Raw genomic sequence first — 12,004 nt, forward strand, 5'->3', positions numbered from 1 at the left:
GCGAGCACCGCGCCCCCGACCCTGACCCGGCGGCCGACGCCGCGCCCCACGCCGATCGGATGGACCCGTAGATGACCGCCCCGTCCCCCGCCTCCCTCGCCTCTCTCGAGGTGTCCGGCCTCGCCTACGCCTACCCCGACGGCCACCAGGCCCTGTTCGGCGTGGACCTCACCCTCGCGCGCGGAGAGCGCGTCGCCCTGCTCGGCCCCAACGGCGCCGGGAAGACCACCCTCGTCCTGCATCTGAACGGCATCCTGAGCGGCGGCACGGGCACCGTGACGGTGGCCGGGCTCCCGGTCGACAAGCGGCATCTGGCGGAGATCCGGCGCCGGGTCGGCATCGTCTTCCAGGACCCGGACGACCAGCTGTTCATGCCCACGGTGCGCGAGGACGTCGCCTTCGGCCCGGCGGCGGCCGGGATCCGGGGCGCGGAGCTGGCGGATCGGGTCACCGGCGCGCTGGAGCGGGTCGGCATGTCGGAGTTCGCCGACCGACCGCCGCACCACCTCTCCTTCGGCCAGCGGCGCCGGGTGGCGGTGGCCACGGTGCTGGCCATGGAGCCGGAGATCCTGGTCCTGGACGAGCCGTCCTCCAACCTCGACCCGGCCTCACGCCGCGAACTCGCCGATATCCTGCGCTCGCTGGAGGTCACGGTGCTGATGGTCACCCACGACCTGCCGTACGCGCTGGAGCTGTGCCCCCGCTCGGTGGTGCTCAGCGAGGGGGTCATCGTGGCCGACGGCGCCACCCGCGACCTGCTCTGCGACGAGGAGCTGATGCGCCGGCACCGGCTGGAGCTGCCGTTCGGCTTCGATCCGCGCTCGGTACCCGCCCCGGCATAAGCACTCCCGCGCGGGCGTTGCACCATGGCAGCACACACGTCAGGCACAGCAGGTAGGAGTACGCATCAGTGGTGGACGTCCAGGGCACGGTGGCGGACGGCTTCGAACCGGTTCGGGACGCCTTTGCCGAGAACTTCGCGCGGCGAGGTGAGCGGGGCGCGGCCTTCGCGCTCTACGTGGAGGGGCGCAAGGTCGTCGATCTGTGGGGCGGTGTCAGGGACGCGGACTCCGTGGCCCCGAAGCCGGACGGCGGGGTCGACACCGACGGCGGTGACAGCGAGGCCGGGGACGCCGTGGAGCCCGCGCCGTGGACGCGGGAGACCGCGCAGGTGGTCCGTTCCGTCACCAAGGGCGTGGCCGCCGCCGTGCCGCTGCTGCTGCACCAGCGCGGCCAGCTGGACCTGGACGCCCGCGTCGGCTCGTACTGGCCCGAGTTCAAGGCCAACGGCAAGGAGCGGGTGCTGGTCCGGCACCTGCTCTCGCACCGGGCCGGGGTGCCGGCCCTGGACACCCCGCTGACCCCCGACGAGGCCGTCGACGGCGTCTCCGGGCCCCGCGCGGTCGCCGCGCAGGCGCCCGCCTGGGAGCCGGGCACCGACCACGGCTACCACGCCCAGACCTACAGCTGGCTGCTGGGCGAGCTGGTGCGCCGGGTCACCGGGCGCACCCTGGGCCGCTGGGTGGCCGAGGAGATCGCCCGGCCGCTCGGCCTGGGGCTGTGGATAGGGCTGCCGGAGTCCGAGCGCGGGCGGGTGGGCCGGATAGCCGGCGTGGAGCCGCCGGCCGCCCCGGCCACCGCCGGTGCGCCGCGGCTGCGCCCCAAGCGGTCGGTCGCGGAGGCGTACCAGGACCCGGAGTCGCTGACCCGGCGCGCCTTCGGCGCCATCGCCCCGGCCCCCGACGAGAACGACGCCGCCTACCGCGCGGCCGAGCTGGCCGCCTCCGGCGGCGTGGCCACCGCCGACGCGCTGGCCCGTTTCTACGCGGCGCTGATCGGGCCGGTCCCCTTCGGTCGCCGGCTCTTCGCCCCCGCCACCGTCACCCTGGCCCGCACCGAGGAGTCGACCGGCCCCGACCGGGTCCTCGTCGTCGGCACCCGCTTCGGCCTCGGCTACATGCTGCACGGCCCGGCCTCCCCGCTGCTGGGCCCCGGCTCCTTCGGCCACCCCGGGCGCGGCGGCTCCCTCGCCTTCGCCGACCCCGCCACCGGGGTCGGCTTCGGCTATGTCACCAACGGCATGCGGCGCGGTGTCACCGCCGACCCCCGGGCCCAGGCCCTCGTCCGGGCGGTCCGCGCGGTCGTCACCGCGTAGCGCCCGGCCGGCCGGGGCTGTCGTCCCGGCCCGGCGCCGGCCGCGCGGGACGCGCCCCGGCAGCCCGCCGGCTGGGGAGCGCCCCGGTGGCCCACCCCGCGCGGTTCGCGGGGTCCGGGGCGACCTGATCGCGCCGGGCACCGTCCGCGCCCCCGGCGGGCGCCGGGCGGCGACTGAGCGAGACGACCGCGCCGGCCGCCCTCGGTCGCGTCGGCCGCCGTACGGCCCCGGGTTCGGCGTGCGTGCGGTTCCCGGGTCCGTCCGTACGCTCCCCGGGAGCGTCGTGCACCCCGCGCGAAACGGCCGCGGCGGCCCCCGCTCGATGAGCGAGGACCGCCGCGGCGATCTGTCGTGTCGGCCGGTGGCCGAACGGGTTCAGACGCGGGTCAGCTCCGCGTCGTCCGCGTCACCCTGCCGCTGAGCGGCGGCGGAGGACTCGGTGGAGAGCTGCTTCTGGAGCTGCTCACCCTCGACGTCGACGTTGGGCAGGACCTTGTCCAGCCACTTCGGCAGCCACCAGGCGGACTTGCCGAGCAGCGCCATGACGGCCGGGACGATGGTCATACGGACGATGAAGGCGTCGAAGAGGACCGCGATGGCGAGGCCGAAGCCGATCATCTTGACCATCGACTCGGGGGAGCCGATGAAGCCGGCGAAGACGGCGATCATGATGACCGCGGCGGCGGCGACCACGCGGGCGCCGTGCCGGAAGCCGGTGACGATCGCGTCGGACGGGCTCTCGCCGTGGACGAACGCCTCGCGCATCCGGGTGACCAGGAAGACCTCGTAGTCCATCGCCAGACCGAACACCACACCGATCATGAAGATCGGCATCATGCTCATGATCGGGCCGGTCTCCTCGACGGCGAAGAGGCTCGCGCCCCAACCCCACTGGAAGACCGCGACCACCGCGCCGAGCGCCGCGACCACCGAGAGCAGGAAGCCCAGGGCCGCCTTCAGCGGGACCAGCACCGAGCGGAAGACCGCCATCAGCAGCAGGAAGGCCAGGCCGACGACGAGCGCCAGATACGGCAGCAGCGCGTCCTGCAGCTTCTTGGAGATGTCGATGTTCATCGCCGTGGTGCCGGTGACCAGGACCTCGGCGCCGGTGTCGGCCTGGATCTTGTCGGCCTCGTCACGGATGTCCGCGACGAGCTCCTCGGTGTCGTGGCTGCTCGGCTTGTACTTGGAGATGACCGTGAGCATCGCCGCGTCGCCGGCCTTGTTGTACGACTGCGGGGTGACCGGGGAGACCATGGCCGCGCCCTTGAGGCCGGAGATGGCCTTGGCGGCCTTCTCGACCGACCCCTTGCGGTCCTTGGCGTCCTTGACGTCGATGGCGACCATCAGCGGGCCGTTGAGACCGGGGCCGAAGCCCTCGGAGACCAGGTCGTATGCCTTGCGCTTGGTGGAGCTGGTGGGCTGGTAGCCGTCGTCCGGCAGGCCGAGCTCCAGGCTGCCCGCCGGGATGGCGGCGGCACCGAGGCCGATGACGCCCAGCGCCAGGATGGCGATCGGGCGACGCAGGATGAGGCGCGCCCAGCGGGTGCCCGCGTTCGGCTTGTCGGAGCTGGCGTAGGAGCCCGTCTCCTCCTTGCGCCGACGGGCCTTGCGACCCCAGATGCGCTTGCCGGCGAAGCCCAGCAGCGCGGGGATGAGGCTGATGGCGATCAGGACCGCGATGGCGACCGTGCCCGCGGCGGCGAAGCCCATCTTGGACAGCACCGGGATGTTGACCACGGCCAGGCCCGCCAGGGCGATGACGACGGTCAGACCGGCGAAGACCACCGCGGAGCCCGCGGTGCCCACGGCCCGGCCGGCCGCCTCCTCGCCTTCCCGACCCTCGGCCAGCTCGGCGCGGTAGCGGGAGACGATGAACAGGGCGTAGTCGATGCCGACCGCGAGGCCGATCATCATCGCCAGCGTCGAGGTGGTGCTGGACAGCCCCAGCGTCGAGGCCAGCGCGGTGATCGAGGAGATGCCGATACCGACGCCCATGATGGCGGTCAGCAGCGGCATACCGGCCGCGAGCAGCGAGCCGAAGGTGATGGCGAGCACGACCGCGGAGATGGCGATGCCGATGATCTCCGTGGAGCCCTGCTCGGGCATCTCCTCCAGCGCGTCACCGCCGATCTCCACCTGGAGGCCGCCGTCGCGGGCCTTCTTGCCCGCGTCCTTCAGCGCCTCCTTGGAGTCCTTGTCCATCTCCATGGCGTTGACCTTGTAGGTGGTCAGGATGTACGCCGTGGAGCCGTCCTTGCTGACGGCGTTGGACGTGAAGGGGTCGGCGACCGAGGCGATCTCGTCGGAGCCCTTGGTCAGGTCCTTGATGACCTCGTCGACCTTGGCCTTGTTGGCCTTGTCGGTCATCTTCTGACCGTCCGGCGCCCGGAAGACCACGCGCGCGGTGGCGCCCTCGGCGCTGATGTCGGGGAAGCGCTCTTCCAGGAGGTCGAAGGCCTTCTGGGCTTCGGTGCCGGGCACGGAGAAGTCGTCGTTGCCGGGCGGGGTGGCGGTACCGGCGCCGACTCCCGCGACCACCAGGAGTGCCACCCAGATCAAGGCGACGAATCGTCGCCTTCTGAATGCGAAACGGCCGAGTTTATAAAGGAAGGTGGCCACGAGGAGAGACGCTCCCGTCGTATAGACAAATAGCAGGCTGCGGAGAACCAGCCCGGCGACGAGAGCGGCGCGCCAGGTGGCGTGGGTGTGCGGTTGTCGGTGTGCGGTTGTCGGTGTGCCACTGGGGAGAGGCTCAGGCGCCGAGAGCGGGGAGGATCACGGCGTCGATATAGGTGAGCAGATAGTCGGCGTCCGCCGTCCGGTCGTCGATCAAGGGACGTGCGACGAATGCGCCGCACAGCATGTGCGGCACATAACCGAGGGCGGGCGCGTCCGCGGCGATCTCGCCGCGGTCGACGGCGCGCTTCAACAGCGCGTCAAGGGCGGCGACCTCGGGGGCGATCAACAGCTCCCGCAGCGCCTGACTCAGGTCCGGATACTCATGGGTGGCATGGGCGAGACCCCGCATGAGGGCCGCGTCCTGCTCAGTCCTGTCACTCCCACAGATCACCACCTCACGCAGGTCGCCACGGAGCGACCCGGTGTCGATGTTCTCCAGCGGAACCGGCTTGGTGTGCCGCAGTGCGGTGGCCACCAACTGCGGCTTGCTTTCCCACTGTCGATAGAGTGTTGCCTTGCTGGAGCGCGTACGCGCGGCGATGGCATCCATCGTCAAGGCGGCGTAGCCGACCTCCCGGAGGAGCTCGACCACCGCCTCGTACAGCTCGCTCTCCCGCTCAGGGGTGAGCCGGCTGCGGCGTGTACGGGGCTTGACCCCCTGCACGGTCGGCATGGCGCGCACCCCCTGGCTCCAGCCTCGGATCAAGACATCCGAACGAAACGGTTTCGTACGCTTAAAGTGTACGTCATACCGTCTACCGCCGCGCGCGATTATGTGCTCGTACGCCGGTGTCGTCGGTCACAGAACCGAGTTGCCGTCGTTGCCACAGCCCGAAAGCATGGGAGTGTGAGCGACGCACGCGGGGCCTCCGGCCCGCTCGAAGCGACACCGTCCGCATCCGTGCCCGGTGGGCCGGGTGGCGGCGCGCCGAGGGCCCGGGGGACGGACGCGAGCGGCGGGGCGTATCTGCGCTATCCGCACCTCCACGGCGATCTCATGTGCTTCGCGACCGAGGACGACCTGTGGCTGGCGCCGCTGGCGGGCCCCGGAGAGCCGGCCGGCCGGGCCTGGCGGCTGACGGTGGACCGGACCCGGGTCGGCCACCCCCGCTTCTCCCCGGACGGGAGCCGGATCGCCTTCACCACCTGGCGCAGCCTCGACCCGGAGATCCATCTGGTCCCGACGGAGGGCGGATCGGCGCGGCGACTCTCGTACTGGGGCAGCGCCGACACGCGGGTGTGCGGGTGGACGCCGCCGGAGAACGGGGTCGCGCACATCCTCGCCGTCAGCTCGCACGGCCAGCCCTTCCCGTACTTCTCCTGGGCCTACAAGGTGCCCACCGACGGCAGCCCCGGCGGCCGGCTGCCCTGGGGGCCGGTCTCCGACATCGCGGTCGCGGACGTCGCGGGCGAGCACCGGACGCTGCTGCTCACCGGCAAGCCGCCGCACGAGCCGGCCTCCTGGAAGCGCTACCGCGGCGGCGCGATGGGGCGCATGTGGCTGCACGGCGCCCGGCTCCTGCCGGACCTGTACGGACACCTGGACGCGCCGATGTTCGTCGGCGACCGGATCGCCTTCCTCTCCGACCACGAGGGCGTGGGCAACCTCTACTCCTGCCTTCCCGACGGCACCGACCTGCGCCGCCACACCGACCACGAGGACTTCTACGCCCGGCACGCCGCCACCGACGGCTCGCGGGTGATCTACCAGTGCGCCGGCGACCTGTGGCTGGTGGAGGACCTGGCGCCGCGGGCCCGGCCGCGCCGGCTGGAGGTGCGGCTGGGCGGGCCGCGCGCCGGGCGGCGGCGCTATCAGGTGCCGGCCGCCGCGCACGTCGACTCGCTGGCGGTGGACACCACCGGCCGGGCGAGCGCGGTGTGCGTGCGCGGCAGCCTGTACTGGCTGACCCACCGGGACGGGCCCGCGCGGTCGCTGGTGGACACCCCGGGGGTGCGGGTGCGGATGCCGGAGATGCTGGCGGCCAGCGGAGAGGTCGCCTACGTCACCGACGCCGAGGGCGAGGACGCCATCGAGATCGGCCAGCTGCCGCGCGCCGCCGGGCCGGGGCGACCGCGCCGACTGGCCGTGGGGCGGCTTGGCCGGGTGCACGAGCTGGTCGCCTCCCCGGACGGCAGGCGGCTGGCGGTGGCCGCGCACGACGGCCGGCTGCTGCTGATCACCCTGGCCGACGCGGTCGGCGGCGAGGGCGTGACCGCGGGCGTGGCCGCGGAAGGCGACACCGAAGGCGAGACCGAGGCGACAGCGGCGGCGACAGCGGGGGACGAGGTCAGCGAGCTGATCCGCTCCCCCAACGGCCCGGTACGGGACCTGGCCTTCTCTCCCGACTCCGACTGGCTCGCCTGGTCCCACCCCGGCATCGGCCGCACCCTGCGTCAGATCAAGATCGCCAGGCTGCAGGACCGCACCGTCGTGGACGTCACCGACGGGCGCTTCGAGGACGAGAACCCGGTGTTCACCCGCGACGGCCGCTATCTGGCGTTCCTGTCCTGGCGCGGCTTCGACCCCGTCTACGACGTGCACACCGGCGACCTGTCGTTCCCGCTGGGCTGCCGCCCCTATCTGGTGCCCCTGTCCTCGGCTACCCCCTCCCCCTTCGCGCTCTCCCCCGAGGGTCGGCCGGCGGCCGGCGGACTGGACCCGGACGAGGCCGTGCCCGAGGGCGACGGGCATGTGATGGTCGAGGTGGAGGGGCTGGCGAGCCGGGTGACGGTGTTCCCGGTGGCCGCCTCGAAGTACTCGGCGCTGTGCCCGGTGGCCGGCGGCGGGCTGGTCTGGCTGCGCTGGCCGATCTCCGGCGCGCTCGGCGAGACCTTCGCCAACCCCACCGACACCTCCGGCCGCCCCACCCTGGAACACTTCGACCTCGCCAAGGCCAAGCGCGCCGAACTCAGCAGCAGCCTGGACTGGTTCGTCGTCAGCGGCGACGGCTCCCGGATGGTGCTCAACGACGAGGGCGAGCTCCGCGCGGTGCCGGCCACCGAGTCCGGCGACAGCGACTCCACCGTCTACATCGACATGCGGCGCATCCAGCACGAGGTCGACCCCGCGGCCGAGTGGCGCCAGGCGTATGCGGAGGCGGGCCGCATCGTCCGCGCGTACTTCTGGGACCCGGGGATGTCCGGCGTCGACTGGGACGGGGTGTTGGAGCAATACCGCCCGCTGGTCGAACGGGTCGCCTCCCCCGACGAGTTCGCCGACCTGCTGCGTGAGGTCCTGGGCGAGCTGGGCACCTCGCACGCCTATGTCGTCCCGGCCCGGCGCAACGAGGGTCCACGCCACTACCAGCGCCCCATCGGGCTGCTCGGCGTCAACTTCGTCCGCACCAAGGAGGGCGCCTGGACGCTGGGTCGGATCCTGCCCGGCGAGTCCTCCGACTCACGCGCCCGCTCCCCGCTGGCCGGCTCCGGCATTCGCGAGGGGGCCCTGCTCACCCATGTCGACGGGCGGCCGGTGGACCCGGTCACCGGCCCGTCCCCGCTGCTGGCCGCCGCCGGCGGCACCACCGTGGAGCTCACCTTCGCCTCGCCCGACGGCGCCGGTCCGCCGCGCCGGGTGGCCATCATGCCGCTGATCGACGACCGGCCGCTGCGCTACCAGCACTGGGTCGCCAAGCGCCGCGCGGTGGTGCGGGAGTTGAGCGGCGGCAAGTGCGGCTACCTCCACATCCCCGACATGGGCGGCTCCGGCTGGGCGCAGTTCAACCGCGATCTGCGCCGCGAGATGTCGCTGCCCACACTGATCGTGGACGTCCGCGGCAACGCCGGCGGCAACATCAGCGAGCTGGTGGTGGAGAAGCTCACCCGCACCATCATGGGCTGGGACCTCACCCGCGACGCCCGGCCGGTCTCGTACACCAGCAACGCCCCGCGCGGCCCGATCGTCGCCGTCGCCGACGAGATGACCTCGTCCGACGGCGACATGATCACCGCCGCCTTCCGGCTGCTCGGCATCGGCCCCGTCGTCGGCCTGCGCACCTGGGGCGGCGTCGTCGGCATGACCGGCCGCCACCGACTCATCGACGGGACGGCGATCACCGTGCCGATGAACGCGGCCTGGTTCGAGGCTTACGGCTGGGGTGTGGAGAACCACGGCGTGGAGCCCGACATCGAGGTGGAGCGCACCCCGCTGGACTGGGCCGAGGGCCGCCACAAGCAACTCGACGACGCCGTCCGCGTCGCCCTGGACCTGCTGGACCGCCACGGCTCCGCCGAGCCCCCGGACTACTCGAACGTCCCGGACCGGCGCCGCCCGAAACTGCCGCCGCGGGCGGGTGACTAGCACCCTCCGAGGCACCGTCCGGGGCACCATCTCGGCCGGCGGGCATAGCAGATGCTAAGGCGCCAATCCGGCTGCCGGCGGGCAGCGACCAGGGGCGCACCCCGTCACCGGGATGCGCCCCTGAGCAGCACAGGTTGTAGGTGCACCTGGGGGTGCGCCTCAGAGGCCGCCGTTACAGCGGCTCGTCCAGGTCGTCCAGGCTCTGCTGCTGTTGCTGCTGGCCGCGCTGCTGCTGGCCGCGCATGTCCTTCTCCTCGGACATGTCCTTGCCCTTGCGCTGGCCCTTCTGCTTGGCCTGCTGTGCCTTCTCGCGCAGCTTGTCGCCGGCCTCCTGGCCGCGCTGCTGCGCCTCCTGGGAGGTCTGCTGCAGCTTTTCCTTGCCCTGCTGCGCCTTGCGGCTTATGTCGTCCTGCATGCCCATCGAAGTCACTCCTCAGTGGCTGGGGGTTGGGCCTCGATCAGCCTGACATGCCAGAACATAGGGCGCATTTCGATCAGTCACGCACGGTCACGCTCCGCCGCCGCGGTCTCGTCGCGAGGCCGTCCCGCGCGCGGGACGGCCGTCCGCTCCCGGCGTGCCCGCTCGTCCGCCGCGCCGCCCGCGCCCACCAGCCCGCCGCGCGCCTCGCCCACGCGCGGCCCGAAGCGGCGCATCTCGCGCTGCCCGCCGAGGCCGATCAGGGTCGGCAGCGCGCCGCGCAGCGGCTGCATCCCGCGCAGCCACCACTGCGCGTACACCTGCGCGGACCGGCGCTCGATGCCGGCGACGAGCCGGTCGACGGCCGGGCCCAGCGGGTAGGTGCGGTTGGCCGGCCACGGCAGCCGGGCGCGCAGCTCGCGCATCACCGCGTCCTGGTCGGCGCCGCGCACCATGTCGGTGTCCGTCCAGCTCAGATAGCCGACGCCGACCCGTACGCCACGGTGGCCGACCTCCGCGCGCAGGCTGTGCGCGAACGCCTCGACACCCGCCTTGGAGGCGCAGTACGCCGTCATCATCGGGGTGGGCGCGAGCGCGGCCAGCGAGGCTATCTGAAGGAGGTAGCCGCGGCTCTCCAGCAGCGCGGGCAGGAAGGCGCGCGCGGTGGTGGCGCTGCCCAGCAGGTTGACCTCGACCACCCGCCGCCAGGCGGCCTCGTCGGAGCCCAGGAAGGGTCCGCCGATGGCGACTCCGGCGTTGGCGACGACGACGTCCACCCGTCCGAAGCGCTCCCGCACCTCGGCCGCCACGCGGGTCATCGCCTCGTGGTCGGTGACGTCGGCGTGCCAGTGGCCGCACGTGGTGTGGAGCCGGTCGGCCACCTTCTCCAACTCGTCCGGCTCCAGGCCGACGAGGGCCACCGTGGCGCCCCGCGCGGACAGCTTGCGGGCCAGCAGCTCGCCGACGCCGCGCGCCGCGCCGGTCACCACCGCGACCCGCCCCTCCAGGGGTCCGTTCCCGCCGCCGCTCATGCCGTGGGCTCCTTCGTCTCGTCCGTCTCGTCCGTCTCGTCGTGCCGATGGGGGCCGAGGTCGTCCGACGCGCCGCCGGCCGTGACGCCGGCGCGGGGCGTGAGGTGGTGCAGGACGAGGTCGCGAATCCGGTCGGCGACCGTCGCCCCGTCCTCCACCGGCGTCATGTGGCCGACCCCCGGCAGTTCGGTGACGCCCACGCAGTGCGGGAGCAGCGCGGCCAGGGCGTACGCGTGGCGCACGGGGGTGAGCCGGTCGGCGGCGCCGTGCACGATCGCCGTCGGCACGGCCACCCGTGTCACCCCGCGGTCCAGGTCCAGCTCGGCCAGCACCCGCCCCCAGTCGGCGCGCACCCCGCGCGGGCAGCCGGCCACGATGCGGGCGCACGCCTCCACCATCTCCGCGGAGGCGTCGGGCCCCAGGGTGATGTAGCGCAGCACCCGGCGGCCCAGCGGCGCCAGCGGGCTGGCCGGGGCGCGGGAGGTGAGGATCGCGTGGTGCAGCGCCGTGCGGAGCCGGCCGGCCCGCAGCGGCACCACGTGCGACCGCGCGGGCAGCCGGGAGCTGCCGGTGCTGCACAGCAGCGCGGCCGCGGCGTGCGCGCGGAAGTGCGGACGGGCGGAGGAGGCCATCAGGGTCATGCCGCCCATGGAGTGGCCGGCGAGCACCGCGCGTTGGCCGGCGGCGGAGTCCAGGGTGGCCTCCAGCACCGCCTCCAGGTCGTCGGCGAGGGCGTCGGTGGAGCAGCCGCCGGGCCGGGCGACGGGGCTGCCGCCGTGCCCGCGCAGGTCGTAGGTGATCACCTGGTGGTCGGCGGCCAGCTCGCGGATGACCCGCGCCCAGAAGGCGGTCGAGCAGGTCCAGCCGTGGACCAGCACCACCGCGGGGGCGCCGTCGGGCCCGTGCACCTCGACGTGCAGCCGGGCGCCGTCGGCCGAGGTGACGGTGAGCTCGTGGGCGGGGGCCGGGGGTGCGAACGGCCCGGAGCGCATATGCGGCGTACGGCGCGGACGGAGGGTGCTCACGCGGCCACCTCCGCGGCGCCGGCACGACCGGCGTCCGTACCACCGGCATCAGCATGGGCACCGACATCACCGGCATCGGCATCGGCATCGGCATCACCGGCGTCCGCGCGGCCGGCATCGACACGACCCGCGTCCGTACGACCGGCACCCACACGACCGGGATCCGCACGACCCGCATCCGCGCGGCCGGCATCGGCATCACCGGCACCAGCCCGACCCGCGTCCGTACGACCCGCGTCCGTACGACCCGCGTCCGTACGACCCGCGTCCGCGCGGCCGGCAACGGCACGATCCGCCTCCGTACGACGGGCGTCCGTACCGCCCCCGCCCTCGTCCCCGCCCCCGCCCCCACCCCCGGCGGCAGCGCGCCGGGTGGCCGGGACCGTCTCCGTA

The 12,004-nt window shown here is 73.5% G+C and carries 8 protein-coding genes; 3 read left to right on the forward strand and 5 right to left on the reverse strand.

Annotated features, from left to right (window positions below):
- Window positions 1-71 precede the first annotated feature (71 nt).
- Both LRS74_RS12270 and LRS74_RS12275 read left to right on the forward strand, forming a co-directional pair.
- Window positions 72-842 carry an ABC transporter ATP-binding protein gene (locus LRS74_RS12270; RefSeq protein WP_277741045.1) on the forward strand — a complete coding sequence of 257 codons (771 nt, stop codon included), beginning with the start codon at window positions 72-74 and terminating at the stop codon, window positions 840-842.
- A 68-nt stretch (window positions 843-910) separates the two neighbouring features.
- A complete protein-coding gene (locus tag LRS74_RS12275; protein ID WP_277741046.1) occupies window positions 911-2,155 on the forward strand; it encodes a serine hydrolase domain-containing protein in 1,245 nt (414 codons plus the stop codon).
- Between the two features lie 375 nt (window positions 2,156-2,530).
- Here the strand turns inward: LRS74_RS12275 and LRS74_RS12280 are convergent, their stop codons facing one another.
- Both LRS74_RS12280 and LRS74_RS12285 read right to left on the reverse strand, forming a co-directional pair.
- Window positions 2,531-4,777, reverse strand: a complete 2,247-nt coding sequence (locus LRS74_RS12280; protein ID WP_277741047.1) for an MMPL family transporter — start codon at window positions 4,775-4,777, stop codon at window positions 2,531-2,533.
- A gap of 133 nt (window positions 4,778-4,910) precedes the next feature.
- The gene (locus LRS74_RS12285; protein WP_277741048.1) at window positions 4,911-5,510 is read right to left on the reverse strand and encodes a TetR/AcrR family transcriptional regulator; all 600 of its coding nucleotides are present in this window, start codon (window positions 5,508-5,510) and stop codon (window positions 4,911-4,913) included.
- Window positions 5,511-5,834: 324 nt separating this feature from the next.
- Here LRS74_RS12285 and LRS74_RS12290 point away from each other — a divergent pair, with 324 nt between their 5' ends.
- On the forward strand, window positions 5,835-9,137 hold the full coding sequence (locus tag LRS74_RS12290; protein WP_277744721.1) for a S41 family peptidase: 3,303 nt from the start codon (window positions 5,835-5,837) through the stop codon (window positions 9,135-9,137).
- Window positions 9,138-9,309: 172 nt separating this feature from the next.
- Here the strand turns inward: LRS74_RS12290 and LRS74_RS12295 are convergent, their stop codons facing one another.
- The 3 genes from LRS74_RS12295 to LRS74_RS12305 form a co-directional block, all read right to left on the reverse strand.
- Complete coding sequence (locus LRS74_RS12295) at window positions 9,310-9,552, reverse strand: hypothetical protein (protein ID WP_277741049.1); 243 nt, start codon at window positions 9,550-9,552, stop codon at window positions 9,310-9,312.
- An 83-nt stretch (window positions 9,553-9,635) separates the two neighbouring features.
- Entirely contained in the window at window positions 9,636-10,586 is a 951-nt protein-coding gene (locus tag LRS74_RS12300) for an SDR family oxidoreductase (protein WP_277741050.1), read from the reverse strand.
- Window positions 10,583-11,578, reverse strand: a complete 996-nt coding sequence (locus tag LRS74_RS12305; protein WP_277744722.1) for an alpha/beta hydrolase — start codon at window positions 11,576-11,578, stop codon at window positions 10,583-10,585. The genes LRS74_RS12300 and LRS74_RS12305 overlap by 4 nt, the downstream gene beginning before the upstream one ends.
- Window positions 11,579-12,004: the final 426 nt, after the last annotated feature.

The sequence above is a fragment of the Streptomyces sp. LX-29 genome (assembly GCF_029541745.1).
GTDB lineage: Bacteria > Actinomycetota > Actinomycetes > Streptomycetales > Streptomycetaceae > Streptomyces.